General features: G+C 67.3%; 2 protein-coding genes. Both read right to left on the bottom strand.

Annotation, left to right across the window (positions count from 1 at the left end):
- Positions 1-12 precede the first annotated feature (12 nt).
- Positions 13-408, bottom strand: a complete 396-nt coding sequence (locus tag ABD974_RS12115) for an antitoxin YezG family protein (RefSeq protein ID WP_345303595.1) — start codon at positions 406-408, stop codon at positions 13-15.
- Positions 405-19,784 (bottom strand): putative Ig domain-containing protein, encoded by a 19,380-nt coding sequence (locus tag ABD974_RS12110; protein ID WP_345303594.1) that lies wholly within the window; start codon positions 19,782-19,784, stop codon positions 405-407. The genes ABD974_RS12115 and ABD974_RS12110 overlap by 4 nt, the downstream gene beginning before the upstream one ends.
- Between the last annotated feature and the right edge of the window lie 276 nt (positions 19,785-20,060).

The raw sequence follows: 20,060 nt of genomic DNA, 5'->3' as shown, positions 1-20,060 counted from the left end.
TCCGCCGCCGTCTCATTCGTCGTAGACGATATCGACACCTTTTCCGAGATAGTTCCGGATCCAGTCATCCTCCCGGTCGAATTGCTGCGCTGGATCGGACACGTCACCGTAGCCGTAATCGAACGAGAAGCGACCTTCCGGATCAAGCATGACCGTCGCGGATGAGAAGAGCGGCTGGCCAGCCTTCTTGACCGCGGAGTGCAAGTCGTTCATCGCATTGTCGATGGCGTAAAGACCCTCGGTGACGAAATGGTGGCGCCCCGAGGGATCGAGGTAATACAACCCCGTCATCGAAACGCCATCATCGATTTCCGAGCGCACCCATAGCTTGCGAAATTCGCTGGGCACCACATCGAAAGCGGCCTGGCATACCTTTCGATAGTGTTCTTCGATTTCAGGAGTCATCATCCACCGTATTGATTTCTGTAGGTCACTGGCGCCACCGGGCGCCCGTTGATCCACTGACGGACGACCAGCTGGTCAGGGCGCAACGAATTTCCGTTGAAGATCGGCTCGATCCGAACTCTGACAGTACTCCCGCCATTGATCAACCGCTCCCAATGGTTTTCAAGCCGTTTGTAGGCGGAATTGTTGAAATTCCCGTTCTGCGCGAAATGATTGAAGTCCTCGGTCGGGCCATCGAATCGTCGGCCGATGTAATGCCCACCCTGGTCATCGGGCAGTCTGTCGGCGCCGCCCGCTGCCCTCTGCGCAGTCGTATTGCGGCCTTGTGCCGGATTGAGCCTGAGCTGGCCCTCGACGCGAACGACACGGCCCACGTCATCGAGATGGTAGGTGTAGCCATTGACGGTGCGGGTCGTGAATCGCGACGCTGCTGATGCGAGATCGTCGAAGAAGCCACTGAGCCGACCAGCGCCTCCGGTTGCGAGGCTCGCACCACGCGTTGCGAGCACACGACCCAGTGTCGTGCCGGCTCGAATGGCCGCACCCGCGCCAACGGCGGTCAGGGCGATATTGACGACTTCGAAAACGAGATGGCCCGCAGCCCTGCCGAAGTCGAAGAAAGCGCCCGGCGCGAAACGCCCATCGTTCGGCAAACGATTCCAAGTGCTTTGAGTTTCTTCCAGGGCGCGGAAGAATCCACCGAAGACGGCTTCACTCGCAGCATCCCATTTCTTGCCCCAGGACGATCTCACGAAGCCCTTGACGGAGTCGACCATGTCGCTCATGGCGTTGAAGTCGGAGCGGTAGCGCTCCGCAAGGCGGTTCAGACCGACGCCTCGCAACGCGGCAAACTTCAGCGCCCCATCGACCTGGCCAGCCAGGGTCGCCAATCCCTTGACGGTATCCCATCCGTTCTCGAGGATGCCGTAAGCGACACCCACGGCCATCGCGCCACCATTGCCGAAACCGGAAAGACCGCGTTGGATCTGCTGGATGAAAGCCTGGCGCGCGGTGGCGAAGGAGGTCTGCTGGTAATAGACACCGTCGCCTTGCACATTGCTCATGATCCGGTCGGGCGTAAACAGACGCACGCTCGCCTGGAAGATCTCGTTTGATCCGGTGACGAAAGTAGAGGGCGAACCACCGACGTTCAGCGTGAACGACACATCCTTGTAATTGGATGCGAGCGCTTGCATGGCGAGCATGCCGTTGACCGCACCGGTGTCCATGGCAACACCGTTGTCGCTGGTGTACCGGATACCGGACTTGTGGGCGACCCATTCCGCAACTTCTTCCAGATAGGCCCCAAGAAGCCCTGCAGCACCTTCTGCCGTACGAGCGCCGTCCACCAGCGACCTGTTCACGAAGATGATGCCGGTCTCCGAGTCATAAGCCGCATTGGCCGCTTTTCCATCGGGTGTGGTGAGGTTTTCGACCGACTGCACCGTCAGGGAATGCCTCCCTTCCAGAACCTCGACGCGCAACATTCGCAGACGTTCCAATTCTGCGCCGCTCGCGGTCTCGATGGCCTGATCGATCATGCGCAACTGCGCTTCGGGTCCTCCCAAAGACAAAGACTGATTGCCGACTCTGGACAACTTGCCGACCGCGGCGTTGGCCAACGCATTGCCGAACGCATCGAGCGCCATGGCGCCATAGTCGATCTCGCCCCCGAGGCCGAACGCGCGCCTCGTATGCAGGGCGACGACGCTGCCGCCGAAACCGGTGACGGTGTCTCGGATGATGTCGTTGCCGATCTCCAGTTTGTCGAGGACGCTGCCGATGCCCTTGCTCACGAGCGCGCTGGCCACGGAGGTGACGGCCGAAGCGGCGATGCTGCGCCAACTGAAGCTGGCATCGAGCCCCGCGATGCGGTTGGCCGCATAGCCGCCGGCAGCGGTCAATGCGCCGGATGCCGCGACCTTGCCCCACTGCCCTGCCTGGATCAATTCCTTCGTCGGACCCATCACGCTGCCGATGCCCGCCGTGAACCCTGCGGTCAGGCCTCCGGCGACGGCACTGCGCAGGCTGAACTTGTCGACGACACCCATCGCCATGCCGACTGCCTGACTGGCCACACTGCCCATGAAGCCGCCGACCGCAGCCGCAGCCATCGTGGCGGCCGTGATGCTGCCGCCCAGCGCGACCGCCATGCCGGCGCCCGCGGCGATCGCACCGCCGGTCAACACACTGGCGCCTGCGGTCATGATCGCGCCCATCGACGTCGCCACGGAACCGAAGGCAACGCCCTGCGCGGCAGCGGACATCGCCATCGCCGCCGCGCCCGCGGTGAACACCGTCACCACCACCGCGACGACGACCATCAGGATCATCGCGATCGGGTTGCAGCTCTTCTTCGGCGGCGGCGTGATGTAGGGCAGGCCCGGGCTGGTGGGGCCGACGGCCTCGCTGGGGTCGTAGGGCCTGAACGTGCCGGCGTCGTTGTTGCTGACGGTGACCTTCGGGGTGCTGAGCTGGGTGCCGGCGATCAGGGCGCCATCCGGGTCGGACAGGCCGTTGGCGTCGGCGAGGACGTACCACAGGCTGGCGTTGCCGTAGACGCGCTGGGCGAGGCTCTGCAGGGTTTCGCCCTGCAGCACCGTCACCGAACCGCCGCCGGCGGCGTAGTTGCCGCTGCCGTTGAGCCCCTGGATCTGCGGCGTGTTGTAGGTGTAGCCGCTGTTGTAGCGGATCTGCCCGCCTTCGCGCAGTTCGGCCTGCTGCTGGCCCGCGGCGTGCACGAACTGGTAGTTCGCCTTCGCGCCGGAGGCATCGGCGACCTGGGTGAACACGCTGTTCTCGATCGTGCCCTCGCGGCGCGTCTGCACGCGACCGTCGCCGTTGTAGGTGTAGGCGCGGGCGCGGTCGTGCAGGGTGCCGTAGTTGCCCGGCAGCGGGGTGTTCTCGATCTGGCGAACGAGCTTGCCGAACGCGTCGTAGGTCAGCGTGTTGGTGGTGGCGCGATAGTTGGTGTTGGTGCTCGTACCGGTCACCACCTTCTCGACATAGCCTTCCCAGCCCTCGTAGGTGCTGGTGTAGGTGTGGGTCGCCCAGCTGATCTCCTTCGCGGTGTAGCGATAGGTCCACACCCGGCCCAGCGCGTCGTAACCGCTGTTGCCGCCGGCATCGCTGTACATCACGCGGCTGTTTTCGACCAGCACGTTGAGGTTGGTGCGCTGCTGGGTGTCGTCGTAGGTGCCCGGCTCCATCCACTGGATGCCGTTGATGCCGTTGTTGCGGTCGAGCGTGACCTGCAGGGTCATGCGGCCGTCGGCGTCGTAGGTGAAGGTTTCGGCGCCGGACAGCCAGCCGGCGACCGACATCGGCAGGCCCTCGGGGAAACCCTCGCCATCGAGCGGGGCGTTCTTCTTGGTGCCGTTCTGGTAGTAGCTGCGGGTCTCGGTGAGGCGATCCGCGGCGTCGTACACGTACTGCTTGGACAGACCGCCGAACGCGAAGCTGACCGGGTTGAGGTACTCGGCGTGGTATTCGTACTGCTTGCGGCCGCGCAGGTCGTACGTGGTGCGGTACACGATCTGATTGGTCCCGGACACCACCGCGCGACCGACCACCTGGCCGACGGCGTCGTACATCAGCTCATAGGACTGCACGCCGCTGGCGAGACCGATGTAGGTCCCCACCGCGCCCGCCGCGCCGATCAGCTGGCCGCCGACGAGCTTGAGGCGGTTCTCGGCGTCGTAGACGAACCATTCGTCCTTCACCTGCACCGGCACGCTGGTCGCCAGCGCCTTCATCACCGGCTGGGTCTCGGCGGCATTCGTCGTCGTCGGCTCGGACACGGCCGTGGCATTCTCGACCGCGGGCGCGGTGCCGCGCCCCATGTCGAAACGGTAGGTCGCGCCCGCCGACTTGGCGACGGATCCCGACGGGGCGGCGCCCGCACCGGTTCCGGCGTTCGCGTCGATCGGCGTCGACATCAGGTTGATCGGGCCGCCGCCGTTGCCTTCCTTGTACAGCAGGAAGTCGTCGTACACGCTCAGGCCGGACGGATCGGTGGCGCGCACGCGGATCGTCCAGCTCTGGTTGTTGGTCCCGAACGGATAGCCCTGGAACGTGCGGGTGGCGCCGTTGAAGCTCAGCCAGGCCGGCAGCGCGGCGCCACTGACGAGCGTCGCGGTGTAGGTCAGCGGGTTGTTGTCCGGATCGGTGAAGCTGTTCGCCGGAATCTCGTAATAGAACTCGTAGTCGCTCATCGCGTACTGGTCGTCCAGCGGAATGCTGACGACCGGCGCGCGATTCGCGGTGGGCGGATTGATGGTGAACGAGAACGTGGTGCTGGCCGTGCCGCCGCGACCGTCGCTGGCGCCGTAGGTCACGGTCCAGGTGCCGGTGGTGGTCGGCGTGCCGGTGATGGTGCGGGTGACCGGATCGAAGCTCAGCCCCGGCGGCAGATTACTGACGCTGTGGCTGAGCGCGTCGTAGTCCGCATCGGTGAACGCGGGCAACGTCAGCGACAGCGCCACGTTGATCGTGCCGGCCTGCGCACCCACCGCGGGCGCGCTCGGCGCGTTGTTGGCCTGCACCGTCAGCGTGAACGTGGTGTTGGTGACGCCGCCGTAACCGTCGTTGGCGGTGTAGGTGACGGTCCAGCTGCCGGCGGTCGGCGGCGTGCCGGCGATGGTGCGGGTGCCCGGATCGAAGCTCAGGCCCGGCGGCAGATTGCTCACGCTGTAGCTCAACGCGTGACCGTTGGCGTCGGTGAAGGCCGGCAGGGTGTAGTTGAACGCGCTGTTCTGACGCGCGGTCACCGTGCCGATGCCCGGTGCGACCGGTGCCACGTTCACGGTCACCGCGAAGCCGCCGGTGGCGCTGGCGCTGCTGGGATCGCGCGCGGTGATGCGCATGTTGTAGTTGTAGAAGTACTGGTAGCTGCCGCCGAACCCGCCCGGCGAATACAGCGCCTGCAAGGTACCGCTGACCGTGCCGTTCGACGCGATGCTCAGGCCCACCGCCGATGCCGACACCCAGGTCGGGTCGATCCAGCGGTAATCCGGCTCGCCCGGCGCGATGTAGTACAGCTCCCAGTAACCGGGACGCTCGACTTCCAGCGTGTAGGTCAAGGCATCGCCGTTGGCGTCGGTGAACGCGCCGCCGGGCATGGCCCAGGACACGCCCGTACCGGACGACCCGCTGCGCGCCGGCAAGGTGCCGTTGTAGACCGGACCGACGTTCGCGGTGGAGATGGTGAACGTGCCGGATGCGGTGCTGGTGCCGTCCGACGCCATCACCCGGATCGTCCAGGTGCCGGCGCCGCTGGGCGTGCCGCTGAAGGTGCGGGTGGCGGCGTTGAAGCTCAGCCACGACGGCAGCGCGACGCCGTTGGCGTCGGCGCTGTAGCTCAGCGTGTCGCCATTGGGATCGGTGAACGCACCGGCGGGCACGGTGTAGTTGAAGCCCACGCCCGGCGACGCCGACTGGTTGGTCAGGCCGCCGGCGTAGACCGGCGGCGTGCTCGGCGTGGTCACGGTGAAGGTGGTGCTGGCCGACACGCCCGACGTATCCGTCGCGGTGTAGGTGATGGTCCAGCTGCCAACCACGCCCGCCGTGCCGCTGAAGGTGCGGGTGCTGGTGTTGAAGTTCATCCAGCCCGGCAGGCCCGTCGCGGTGTAGGTCAGGGCGTCGCCGTTCGGGTCGCTGAACGCCGCCGGCGTGTAGCTGAAGAAGCTGCCGGCGGTCGCGGTCTGATTGGTCACGCCGGGTGCGACCGGCGCCGAGTTCGCGACGGTCAGCGTGAAGCTGGCGTTGACCGTGCCGCCGCGACCGTCGTTCGCGGTCACCGTGACCGCGTAACCGCCCAGCGCGGCGGTCGAACTGCCGCTGATCAGACCGGCGGTGCTGATGCTCAGGCCCGCCGGCAAACCGCTGGCGGTGAACGTCAGCGGGTTCGAATTCACGTCGCTGAAGTAACCCGCGACGTTGAAGTTGAACGCCTGGTTGCGGCCCGCCGTCTGCGCCGGAATCGTGCCCGCCGTCGGCGGCGTGTTGGTCACGTTGAAGGTGAACGTGCCGGTGCCGGTCAGCGAACCGTCGCTGGCCACGATCCGCGCGCTGTAGCTCGCCTGGGTCAGGTTGCTCGCCGTGCCGGTGATCTGGCCGGTCGCGCTGTTGATGCTCAGGCCGATCGCGGTGATGTTCGTCCACGTGCTGCCGATCAGCACCTGCGCGCTGTAGCTCAGCGCATCGCCATCCGGCTCGGTGAACGCACCGCCCGGCAGCGGAACGTTCACCGCACCGCCGTGCACCAGGGTCGGGCTGGTCAGGCCGCCGTTGTAGACCGGCGCGCTGTTCACCCACGGCTGGACGTTGAAGATGATGTCGCCGTCGCCGGTCGCGCCCGCGCCGCCGACGAACTGCTCGTTCGCCGCGCTCACCCGGCCGCGGCTGTCGGTCGCCTGCACCCGGATCGCGATCTGCCCGGCCGCCTGGCCCGCAGGCACCGTGCCGCTGAAGGTCCGCGTCGCCGCGTTGAACGTCATCCATGCCGGCAGCGGTGCGTACTGCACCCAGTTGTACGTCACCCACGTCGGCGGGATCGTGTCTTCCCAGTACGACTCGCTCTGCTGGGTCACCATCTGCGCGCCCAGCGCGAAGCTGTCGCCGTCGTTGTCGACGAACAGGCCGTCCGGAATCGTATAGCTGAAGCTACGGCCGATATTCACCGTCCGATCGGACAACGCCACGGCGGTGCGCACCGGCGCGGTGTCGGTGCCGATGGTCAGCGTGAAGGTGGTGCTGGTCGCCGCGCCCAGGGCATCGGTGGCGGTGTAGGTCACCGTCCAGTCGCCCTTGGTCGTGCCGGTGCCGCTGATCACCCGCGTCGACGGATTGAAGCTCAGCCCCGGCGGCAGGTTGGTCGCGGTGTAGGTCAGCGCATGGCCGTTGATGTCGGTGAAGACCGGCAGCGTGGTGCTCACCGGCGTGTTGTGCGCGAGGATGATCCGCGAAATCGACGGTGCGGTCGGCGCCACGTTCGCGGTCACCGCGAAACCGCCGGTGACGCTGGCGTTGCTCGGATCGCGCGCGGTGATGCGCATGTTGTAGTCGTAGTAGTACTGATAGTTGCCGCTGGTGTAGTACTGGGCGGGCGCGTACAGCGCCTGCAGCGTGCCGCTGATCGTACCGTTGGCCGCGATGCTCAGGCCCACCGAGGACGCGGAGATCCACGCCGGATCGACCCAGCGGAAATCCGGCTCGCCCGGTGCGATGTAGTACTGCTCCCAGTAGCCGGGGCGCTCGACTTCGAGCGTATAGGTCAGCGCGTCGCCGTTGGCATCGGTGAAGGTGCCGCCGGCCAGCGCCCAGGACACCGGCGTGTTCACCGTTGCGCCGCGGCTGGGCAGCGTGCCGTTGTAGGCCGGCCCGGCGTTCGGCGTGGTGATGGTGAAGGTCGCACCGACCTGGTTGGTGCCGTCGGACGCGAGCACGCGGATGGTCCAGGTGCCGGCCGCGGTCGGCGTACCGCTGAAGGTGCGGGTGGCGGCGTTGAAGCTCAGCCACGACGGCAGTGCGGCACCGTTGCCGTCGGCGCTGTACGTCAGCGTGTCGCCGTTCGGATCGGTGAAGGTGTTGGCCGGAATGACGTACGTGAACGCCTGCGACGGCTGCGCGGTCTGGTTGGCCAGCGAGCCCGGGGTATAGACCGGCGGCGTGCTCGGCGTGGTCACCGTGAAGGTGCGGCTGGCGGTGGCGCCCGCAGTGTCGGTGGCGGTGAGCGTGATCGACCAGCTGCCGACGACACCGGGCATGCCGCTGAAGACGCGGGTGGTGGCGTTGAAGGTCATCCAGCCCGGCAGGCCCGACGCCGTGTAGGTCAGCGCATCGCCGTTGGGATCGGTGAACGCAGGCGCGGTGAAGCTCCACGCCACGCCCGCGGTTGCGGTCTGATTGTTGATCGTCGGCGCCACCGGCGCCGAATTGGCGACGGTCAGCGTGAAGCTGGCGTTGACCGTGCCGCCGCGACCGTCGTTCGCCGTCACCGTCACCGTGTAGTTGCCCAGCGCCACCGTGGTGGTACCGCTGATCAGACCGGCGGTGCTGATGCTCAGGCCCGCCGGCAGGCCGCTGGCGGTGAACGTCAGCGGGTTCGAATTCACGTCGCTGAAATAGCCGGCGACGTTGAAGTTGAACGCCTGGTTGCGGCCCGCCGTCTGCGCCGGAATCGTGCCCGCCGTCGGCGGCGTGTTGGTCACGTTGAAGGTGAACGTGCCGGTGCCGGTCAGCGAACCGTCGCTGGCCACGATCCGCGCGCTGTAGCTCGCCTGGGTCAGGTTGCTCGCCGTGCCGGTGATCTGGCCGGTCGTGCTGTTGATGCTCAGCCCGATCGCGCTGATGTTCGTCCACGTGCTGCCGATCAGCACCTGCGCGCTGTAGCTCAGCGCATCGCCGTCCGGCTCGGTGAACGCACCGCCCGGCAGCGGAACGTTCACCGCGCCGCCATGCACCAGGGTCGGATTGGTCAGGCCGCCGTTGTAGACCGGCGCGCTGTTCACCCACGGCTGCAGGTTGAAAACGATGTCGCCGTCGGCGGTATTGCCCGCGCCGCCGACGAACTGTTCGTTCGCCGCGCTCACCTGGCCGCGGCTGTCGGTCGCCTTGACCCGGATCGAGATCTGCCCGGCCGCCTGGCCGGCGGGCACGACGCCGCTGAAGGTCCGCGTGGCCGCATTGAAGGTCATCCATGCCGGCAGCGGTGCGTATTCCACCCAGTTGTACGTGACCCACGTCGGCGGCATGGTGTCTTCCCAGTACGACTCGGTGTACTGGGTCACCATCTGCGCGTTCAGGGTGAAACTGTCGCTGTCCGCATCCGCGAACAGGCCGTCCGGAATCGTGTAGCTGAAGCTGCGCCCGATGCTGAGCGTGCGATCCGCCAGTGCGACCGCGGTCCGCGCCGGCGCGGTATCGGTACCGATCGTGATCGAGAACGACTTGGTACCGGTGAGACCGGCGATGTCGGTGGCGCGCACATCGAAGGTCAGCGTGCCGGCCTGGGCGTTGGTGTTCGGCCGGCCGGAGAAGGTGACCGTGCCCGCCGCGTAGTCGACGTTCATCCGCAGCCACTGCGGCAGGGTCGAACCGTTCGGCCAGATCGTGGTGAGGTTCAGGCCGTCGTTCTCGGGATCGCTGAAGAAGCTCGAGATCGCGAAGGTCTGGCTGTAGTTGTCGTTGACGCGCAGCGGCGGCAGCGTCTGCGTGCCGCCGGTCGGGGCCGGCGCGCGGTTCGCGAACACGCGGACCACCAGCGTGGTGGACGTGGACGCGCCATCGACGTCGGTGGCGGTCATCACCACGTTGTAGACGCGGCCGTTCACTTCGTCGGCCGGCACGTTGCCCGAGAACACGATCTCCGGCGTCGCCTGGTCGTACAGATACTGGAACGACATCCACGCCGGCAATGCGCTGCCGTCGGACAGGCGCGCGGTCACCTGCATGCGGTCGCCTTCGGCGTCGGTGAAGACGTTGGCGAGCGGGCGCGTCCATTCGAACTGGCGGGTGAGGATCGCGTCGACCGGCTGCGGCACCGCGACCACCTGCGGCGCCGCGTTCGGCGCGGTGGTGATCACGAACTGCTTGACGATGTAGGCGCCCTGCTGATCGGTCGCGCGCAGGCGCACGGTGAACGTGCCCGACGTCGTCGGCGTGCCACTGAGGCGGATCGCATCGGGATTGCTGGCGTCGACGGTCAGCCACGACGGCAGCGAGGCCTGATTCTCGATGCTCAGCGCCAGCACGTCGCCGACATCGGCGTCGCGGAAATGCTCGCTCGCGACCAGATCCTTGTTCCAGGGCTGATTGGTCTTGACCCGCACGGCCACGTCGCCCGGCTGCACCAGGGTCGGCGCGGTATTGGTGCGCACGCGCACCACGAAGGTGGTGCTGGTGGTGTTCGCGGGGTTCGCGGTTTCGGTCGCGGTGAGGCGCACCACGATGTCCTGGTCGGCCAGACCGGCGCCCGGATTCGCGGTGAAAACGATCTCGCCGGTGTCCGGATCGCGGGTGGCGACCAGCCAGGCCGGCAGCGCGCTGCCGTCGCTCTTGGCGATGGTCAGGCTCAGCGCATCCTGTTCGGCGTCGCGGAAAATGTCGGTGAACAGCAGACGGAACTGCGAGGTGAGGCCCTTGCGGACCGTGCGATCCTCGACCGCGCGGATCACCACCGGCGCGGCGTTGGTCACCACGATGCCGTCGACGTTCGGGCCGTAACCCGAGACCGCGCTGACGTGGCGGCGGTTGCCGTTGGCGTCGTACTCGGTGATCAGGTCGAAGATGCGCTTGTTCAACAGCTGGTCGTGCTGGGTGACGCGCTCGACGCGGTTGTTGCTGTCGTAGGTGGTGCGGGTGACGGTGTGCACCGACAGGCCGTAGATGTCGGAGGTGATCACCTCTTCCATCGTGCGGTTGCCGGTGGCGTCGTATTCGTAGCGATAGGTCGTGCTGCCCTCGACCACCTGACGGATGCGACCGTTGGCGTAATAGCTGACGGTCTTGGTGCCGTTGCCGGTGGTGATGCCGAAGCCGCCCGCGGCGGTTTCCGAGGTCAGCTGGCCCGACGTCGCGTCGTAGGCGTAATTGCTGTCGCGGCCGCTGAGGTTGTTGTGGTCGATCGTGCGCCCGAAGACGTCGTAGTCCCAGGTCGCCTCGTTGATGCGGACGCTCTCGCCGTCGCGGTCGGTCAGCGAGCCGGAGGTGGTGGAGTACGCGTTGCTTTCGCGGATCTTGCGGGCGCCCGCGTCGTAGGCGTAATCCATCACCACGCCGACCGCGGTCTGGCTGCGGATCAGCTGGTTGCGGCTGTCGTAGTCGTAGCGCGCGGTCTGGGTGAGCGCGTTGGTGACCTGGATGCGGTCGCCGTTCTCGTTCAGCACGTAGCTCTGCAGCACGGCCTTGTTGCGGGTGCTGCCGCTGGCGGACGGCAGGTAATCGCCGATCGCGACGACGCGGCCGACGCGGTCGTATTCCTTGAACGACAGATAGCCCAGCGCGTTCTGGGTGATGCGCTGGTTGCCGAAGATGTCGTAGGCGAAGCGGGTGGCGTTGCCGAAGGCGTCCTTGGCCACGGTCAGGCGACCGGTCTGGTCGTATTCGTTCGCGCGCAGGTTGCCGTTGGCGTCGCGGGTGGCGACCAGACGGCCGAGGGCATCGTAATAGCGCTCGTTGACCGGGCGCTGCCAGGTCACGCCGCCGTTCTCGGACACCACCTTCACCAGCGGCCGGATCTCGCGCACCAGCTGGTTGAGGCTGTTGTATTCGTAATCGGTCTGGTAGCCGCGCGCGTCGATGATGCGCACGACATTGCCCCAGCGATCCACGGTCTGGGTGATGCTGCTGGTGGTCGAGGTGACCGCGGTATGCGACGGCAGCGTCACTTCCAGGGTGCGGCCCAGCTTGTCGACGCGCGAGACGGTGACCGCGGAGATCACGCCTTCGGCTGCGCTGAGATACGCGTTCTGCGCGCTGCGCACCAGGTGCCCGGCGAGGTTGTAACCGTAGCTGCGGGTGGCGCCGCTTTCGTTGGAGGATGTCAGCCGCCCGGCGGTGTCGTAACCGTAGATCAGCGTGCCGGTAAGGCCGTACTGGGTCTTCTGGGTGATCTCGCCGAACGCGTTGTAGACCACGGTCTCGCCGCTGTCGACGACCGTGCTCTGATAGACGCCGCTGAGCATCAGCTCGCGGTCGGTGCGGTTGCTGAGCTGGCGACCGGTCTTGTCGTAGGTGTTGGTCGACACCACCACGGCCGAACGGCCGTTGTTGCCCTGCAGGGTGTAGCGCACTTCGGTCACGTTGTCGGCCGCATCGTAACGGCGCGTCACCGTGGCGCCGGTGGCGTTGCGTTCCCACACCGCGCGGCCCTGCCAGTCGTAGCGCAGCAGCTGCACCTGGTCGCGGGTATCGTCGGCGACCGCGGCATTGGCGCCGTCCTTGCCGTTGGCGTAGCGGCGCACCACCACCGCGTTGCCGAAGGCGTCGTAGCCCATGGTCGTGAACGGCGAACGCTGCTCGTAGATCAGGCCGGTGGTGAGATCGCGGCTGGCGCTGGTGCCCAGCAGGCCGTCGACCGACTGCACCAGCACGCTGCGCGCGGCTTCCTGCACCGAAACGGCGCGGCCGATGGCGTCGTAGACGGTGCTGGTGGTGCCGGTGTCGTCGCTGATCGAGGTGACCCGGCCTTCATGGTCGTAACCGTACGTCGCGACCACGTCGCGGCTGCCGGTGCTGCCGTCGACGCGGCGATACTGGCGCACCGAGGTTTCGCTGATCTTGCGGCCGAGCGCGTCGTAACCCCAACGGGTGATGCGGTCGTAGCCGATGGCGGCGTCGCCCGGCGCCGGCAGGCCCGGACGCGAGGCCGGATTCGGCGTGCCGGTCAGCGCACGCGCGTATTCGATGGTCTCGGTCGCTTCGCCGGTGGCGTTGTATTCGGTCTTGGTGACGTAGCCCATCGCATCCACGGTCATCGTGTTGCGGCCGAGCGCGTCGTAATAGCGGGTGGCGGTCGCCCACACGGCGCCGCCGGTACCCGGCACACCTTCGATGAGATCGGATTCCAGCGTGAGATCGCCGAAGGCGTTGTAGTCGAAGGTCTTGACCGGCGAGCCGGTGGCGGCGCTGCCGTCGGCGCGGTAGTAGGTGATCGAGGACTGCGTGACCGTCGCCTTGCGGCCCAGCAGGGTGTACACGGTGTCGATGACGCGATCGTTGGCGCCGGCGGTCAGCACGCCCGCGGTCTGCAGCTGCGCCATGCTCAGCGACTGGCCCTGCGACCAGCCGGCGATCGCGCCGGTGTTCGTGACGGTCGCGTAGCGACGCAGCGATTCCACTTCGCCGAAGGCGTTGTAGGTGTAACGGGTGGCGTAGCCTTCCTGGTCGACTTCGTAGGCGACACGGCCGGCGGCGTCGTAGGCCTTGTAGCTGTAGAAGTTGCGCACGTCCTTCTGGACGACCGCCTGGCCCAGCGCGTTGTAGGTGATCTCGATCGTGGCCTGCACGCCGGTGGCTTCCAGCGCGTTGGTGGTCACGTTGTAGGCGCCGGCATCCGGGAAGATCGTGCTGACCTGGTAGCCGCGGTTGTCGTAGACGTAGCGGGTGGTGCGGCGGTCGGCGGTGACCGGCGCGTCGGCGTTGTCGACGCGGGTGAGCACGTTGCCGAACGCATCGTAGGTGTAACGGGTGGCGATCGCGCGATTGGCGGTGGAAACGTTGCCGGCGGCGTCGACGCTGGTCACCGCGACCTGCGGACTGAGTTCGGCGGTGCGGCGACCCGCGGCGTCGTACTGATAGGTCCAGACCGCATTGTTGCGATCGGTGCGGGTCAGCATCCGGTCGGCGGCGTCGTAGGTATAGCTTTCGGTGCGATTGTTGGCGTCGGTCTTGACCTGCAGGCGACCGGCGGCGTCGTAGGCCGAACGCGTGCGGCGCACGTCGACCGCGGGCTGGGCATTGGCCCAGGCCGACAGGCCGGTCTCGGTCGTGGTGGTCGCCGGCGGACGTTGCCCGTAGGCGATGGCGTCCGTGACCCGGCCGGCGCCGTCGTAGCGCCACTCGGCGAGCGCCCCGGTCGCGTCGAGCATGAAGCGCTGGCGGCCGGCGGTGTCGTAGACGTAGCGCTGGCTGCGGATCTGGGTCGCGCGGATGAGTTGATCGCTGCTCAGCGCGGCGTTGAGCGCGTTGCCGACGCCGGTTTCGGTATAGCTCGTGCCGAACGCGATGTTGACGCCGTAGCGCACCTGCGCCGTCACGCGGCCGGCGGCGTCGTACTGGGTTTCGGCGACTTCGGCGATGCCGGCGGCGGAGCGGAGGATCGTGTAGCGCTGGCGGCCGGCGCTGTCGTAGACCAGCGCCTGCGCGCGCGCGGCGGCTTCGTTGGCGGTGGCGAAAGCGGAGAAATCGGCGGCCGTGGCGGTGCCCGCACGCAGCGCGTCGCGCAGTGTCGTGGTGATCGCGAACGGCGCCGCGTAGGTGCGGGTGACGGCCATGCGTCCGGCGCCGTCGTAACCGATCTGCTGCAGGGTGCCGGCGAGATCGACCAGATGGATCACCCGTCCGGCCGCATCGTACACGCGGTATTCGCCGAGGTCGGTGGCGGCCTCGACCACCAGCGCCTGCAGCGCGGCGACGCTGGTGGCGTCGCCGACCGACGCGAAGTTCACCGTGGTGGCGTAACGGCGCGTCGCGACCACACGGCCGGCGGCGTCGTACCAGTTGCGGGTGACCGCGCCGATGGCATCGAGCACGAACACGACCTGACCGGCCGCGTCGTAAACGAAACGGATCTGTACGTCCTTGGCCGCGTTCGCACCGGCCAGCGCGCGCACCGTGTCGATGGTGGCGGTGCCCGCGGCGAGCTGCGTGCGCAGCGACGCGCTCAGCGCGGCGGGCTGGGCATAGCGCCGTTCCAGCACCTTGCGGCCGGCGCTGTCGTAGTCGATCTCGATGACGCCGCCGGTGCCGTCGACGGTCATCACCAGACGGCCGTCGCGATCGTAGATCCGGTAGTTCACCTCATCCTGCGCGTCGTTCGCCAGCGTCTGCGCGGCGACGAGCGCGGACATCTCCGCTTCGGTCGGCGCGAGCGGCAACCCGGTGATCGTCGCGACCTTCGCGTAGCTGCGGGTCATCGTCGCGCGACCGGCCGCGTCGTACACCACTTCGCTGACGCCACCGGCGTCGTCGACGCTGAAGCGCATGCGGTTCGCGGCGTCGTAGCTGTAGCGGGTGGTACGGTTGCTGGCGTCGGTCTTGCGAACGACGTTGTCGCTGGCGTCGTAGACGTAGGTGGTGATCAGGTTCAGCGCACCGGGGGACACCGTCTCGGTCACGCGACGGCCGAAGGCGTCGTAGGCATAGGCCACGGTAGTCGCCGCGGCGGTGCCGGCGCCCTGGGTCATCGTCAGCTGGCGGCCGTCGCGATCCCAGGTGTAGGTGGTGCGCAGCGCCAGCCCGTTCGGGTCCAGCACCGCTTCGATCAGATTGCCCTTGCGGTCGTAGATCAACGACGTGCGCACGTTGCTCGCGTCGGTGACGGTGAGCTGGCGGCCCTGGCCGTCGTAGGTCCAGGTGGTGGTCAGATTCAGGCCGGTCGGATCTTCGCGACGGGTCAGCGTGCGGCCGGCGGCGTCGTAGCTGTAGTCGACGCGGCGACCGCTGGCGTCGACGGTCGATGTCAGCAACCCGCGCGCATCGTAGGTGTTGTCGACGACGGTGCGGTTCAGCGCGTCGACGACGGTATCGACCTGGCCGTCCTTGTTGTAGGTGGTGGTCGTGGTGGCGACGGTGCCGTCGGGCAGCGTCTGCGTCAGCGTCAGCGCCTGGCCGAAGCGGTTGGAGACGGTGGTCGCGGACACGCCTTCCGGCGTGGTCACGGTGATGCTGCGCGCGCTGTCGCTGTGCACGTAGTTGGTGATGCGGCCCAGCGCATCGGTCTGCGTGACCACGCGATCGAAGGCGTCGTACGTCGTCGACACGCTTTCGTTGCGGCCGCTGACATTGTTCGCGGTCTGCGACAGCACGCGACCGAGGCGGTCGTAGGCGATCGTCATCGTGTTGTTGCGCGCGTCCGTACGCGTGGTCGCGCGGCCGAAGGCGTCGTAGATCACGCCGATGCTGCGACTCAGGGTGCCGCCGGCTTCGTTCTGCCCGGTCAGCAGGCCGCGGCCGTCGTAGGTATTCGTGACCGTGCGGCGGACGCTGTTGTCGAGCTCCAGATCCTGCTGGGTGCGCACTTCGCCGAACGCAGTGTAGGTGTACAGCGTGCGGTAGTTCTCGGCGTCGATCCGCTCGCTGAGCTGGCCGCGGCGGTCGTAGCGCAACTGGATGCGGCTGTCGGTCGTGGCGTTGAAGGTCAGCGCCTGGATCGCGCTCTGCGCGCTGGCGCGACTGCCGGCGACCGCAAGCGTGATCCGTCCGGTGTAGACGATGGCGTCGGATGCCTGTCCGAACGCGTTGTAGCGCGTCTCGACGACTTCGCCCCACGCGTTCTGCACGTTGGACGCGTCGTGCACGCCGCGGACCACGAAGGTCTGGCGGCCGGCGGCGTCGTAAAAATACCAGGTCTTGTTGCCGGCGGCGTCGATGCTTTCGGTGCGGCGACCGACGAGGTCGTAGCTGTGGCGCACACCGTACTGGGCGTAGATCGCGTCGATCTGCGTTTCGGTCATGCCGCCGAGCAGGCGGGTGGAGCCCTCGCCGGCGAGTTCGCCGATGAGATTGCCGAACACGTCGTAACGGCGATTGCCTTCGCGCACCTCGCTGGTGCCGGCGGCGCTCTGGGTCTTCACCAGACGCCCGGCTTCATCGTAGATGTAGTTGGTGACCGTGCCCTCGTGATTCAGCTCGGTCGCGACCTGGCCCAGCGCATTGAAGCTGCGCTGGGTCAGGCGGAACGCTTCCGTCGGTGCGCCGGTGGTGGCGCTGGTGCGCAGCGCGACGAAGGTTTCGCTGCCGCTCAGGCCGGTCAACTGCTTGGCGTAGGCCTTCACCGCGCGCTGGTTCGCGGCCTCGTCGTAGACGAATTCGGTGAGATAACCTTCGGCGTTGAGGATGCCGATCTGCTGGCCGCGCGCGTCGTAGAAATAGCGCGTGGTCTGGTCGGCGGGATTGGGCGCGACGGGACGCAGGGCCGCGAGGGTCCCGGTCGCGCGCAGCGCGACGCTGGTCGGCGTGGCGTAACGCACGCTGCGGATCAGGCGACCGCCGGCATCGTAGATCGCCTCGACCAGAGAGCCTTCGGCATCGAGCGTGCCGACCACGCGGTCGGCGTTGTCGTAGAACATCCGCTGCACGCGCGGCGTCACCGTGGCATCGCCGGGCTTGCTGAGCGTGGTCGACAGCAGGCGGTTGGCGCCGTCGTAGGCGTAGGTGGTCAGCAATCCGGCGGCGTCGGTTTCGGTCGCGATGCGGCCGCCGTTGTCGTAGGTGCGGTAGCCGTTGCGATCGTTGGCGGCATCGGTCTGGACCCAAGCCTGGCTGCCGGTGAGCGCCGGTGCGGTGGCCGCGAAGATCAGCGTGTCCTTGACGACGGTGCTGCCGGAGATCCAGCCGGTGGTGTTCACCCGGATCGCGTAGGCGACGGTCTGCACGCCGCGGCCGACGCCGTCGTAGACCGTGCGCGCCACCGCGCCGGTGGGATCGACCACCGACGACAGCCGGCCAGCCGCATCGTAGAAGTAATACGTCCGCCCGCCGGCGGCGTCCTGACTGGCGCGCAGTCGCCCGCTGGCGTCGTAGAAGTTCTGGGTGGTGCGGGTGACGAGACTGCCGCCGACCAGGCCGGCATCGCTCGCGCTCACCACCGCTCCGGCGCGGTTGTGGGTCGCGGTGCGGGTGGCGCCACCGTCGAAGTCGACCCGGATCTGATTCGCGGAATCGACGTAGGCGTAGGCGGTGAGCAGCGTCGTGGCGTCGTTCGCGGCCAGCCAGGTGGCGTAGCCGGTCGGATCGATGCGCGCGTCCGGCATCGCCGTGGTGGCGGCGGCGCGGCTGAGCTGGCTGAGCAGGCGGCCCATGCCGTCGTAGACGTAATCGACGATCTCGCTGGTCGTCGGCGCGGCGCCGGCCAGCGTGCGGCCGCTGCCGCGCACCGCGATCTTCTGGCGCAGCAGACCCTGCGCGTCGTAGGTGTAGCGCACCAGATCGGTGGCGGCATCGAGCACGCCGGTGCCGTTCACGTCGGCGCTGACGGTCGCATAGGTTTCGGTCTGCGAGACCCGGCCCTTGGCGTCGTAACCATAGACGGTCAGCGCGCTGTTCGACTTGCGCAGCGCCACCGCGTCGGTGGCCCAGGTGTTGAGCGCCGCTTCGGTATAGGTGCCGCTGTAGGTGGCGCCGAGGTAAGTGCGCTCGCTCGCGACCTGACCGATGCCGTTGCCGGTGGTCGCGTAGGTGAGTTCGCGCACTTCGCCGGCCGCGTTGACGACGAAGCGCACGCGGTTGCGGCTGTCGTAGATGTAGCGGGTGGTCAGCGCGCCGGACGGGAGATTGGTGGTGCCGGTGTGGTTCGGATCGAGGCCGTCGGCGTCGGCGACGGTGTAGCGGGTTTCGGCCGTGACCTGGTTCGCGGTGCTGTAGGTCCAGGCGATAGTGTTGCCCAGCAGATCGCGCTGCAGGGTGCGGTTGCCGTTCGCGTCGTAACGGAACACGGTGTCGAGCACCGCGGTGCCGCCGGCGGTCGCGGCCTGGCTGACGCGGATCAGATTGCCCGAGGCATCGTAGGTGTAGCTGGTCTTCTGGCGCAGGCCGTCCACGGCCGGTTCCAGCACGCCGATCAACTGGCGGTTGGCGTCGTATTCGTAGGTCCAGGTGCGGCCGGCGCCGTCGATGACGTCGGTCGAATTGGCGTTGTAGACGAAGGTGGTCGTCTGCGTGGAGCCGTCGCCGGCGCCGCCGCGGGTCACCGTCTTCACCCGGAAACCGCCGGCACCGTCGGCTTCGTAGGTGTAGGCGACGTTGACGCCGTCGCTGGTGCTCACGCTGGCGATGCGCAGATCGCTCACGGTCGTGCTGACGTAGGTGTACGACGTGCGGAAGCGCTTGCCGTCGTTGTTCGCGGCGGTGGTGGCGTCCCAGGTGTTGTCGGTGGTGATCTCGGGCGTCAGATCGGTCTGCACCCACGACAGGCGGCCGCTGCCGTCGGCGTTTTCGTAACCGTAGGTCACCTGCACGCGGGTCGTGCCGCCTTCGCGGGTGCTCACCGACGCCAGCTGGCCGGCGGTGTTGTAGGCGAAGATCAGCGAATCGGCGTTGGTGCCGCCGCCGTCGACGGCGCGCACCTGGGAGACGCGATTGTTCGCGTCGTAGAGCACGTCGTAACGCGCGGGATTGGTGCCGTCGGTCCGCAGATTGCGGATCCAGAGCAGGCGGCCCTTGAGCGTGGCGTTGGCGTGGTCAGCATAGCGCTCTTCGCGCCGGGTGCTGCCCTCGGTATAGGTCCACACCAGATTGGTGCCGTCCCACACGAGGGAATCGTGCGCGCCGTCGCCGCCGGTGGTGGTGTAGTTGTTGGCCGTGCCCGAGTACGTGAAGACCACGCTCTGGCCGTCGCCGGTGGTCAGGGTCATGGTGCTGCCGACCGCGTTGAGCGTGCCGGTGAGCGTCAGGTTGCGCTCGAACCCGGTGACCCAACCGTCCTGGCCGGTGCCGGCGACCACGCCGCGGCTGTTGTAGGTGCGCAGGAATGCGGCGCTGAGGCCACGCGCCACCAGGCTTTCGTCGAGGTCCTGCAGGACGAGATTGCCGGTCGCCAGATTGACGTACTGGCTTTCGCGGCTCTGGCCGATGCCGGCGTTGCCGCCGGTGGCGAATCCAAGCTGGGTGTACGACGTGTTGTACAGACCCAGACCACTTCCCGTGAAGACAGCGACCATGCGTGATTCCTCGAAACAGATCCGTGAAAGGCGTGGGCGCATTGGCCCGAGTTACATCGCTGTTCCAGCGCAGGGCAAAGTTGTTTAGGGGGAATTCACTTCGAGGCCGGCACGGGCGGCGCGGACGCGCGTCGGAGGATTGGCCCACGCCGGCCTCGGCCATCGATTTCGGACATCGATTCATTTCCAATCAATGACTTGAAACGACTTGGCGACGAGACGCGACGGCTTGCACCCGCACGGTCAATCAATTACGTTAGTCGTTACATAACTTCC

It is taken from the genome of Lysobacter hankyongensis (assembly GCF_039543145.1).
GTDB classification, from domain to species: Bacteria; Pseudomonadota; Gammaproteobacteria; order Xanthomonadales; family Xanthomonadaceae; genus Lysobacter_I; species Lysobacter_I hankyongensis.
Note: the sequence above shows the minus strand (reverse complement) of the source record. Positions and strands in the feature narration are given on the sequence as shown.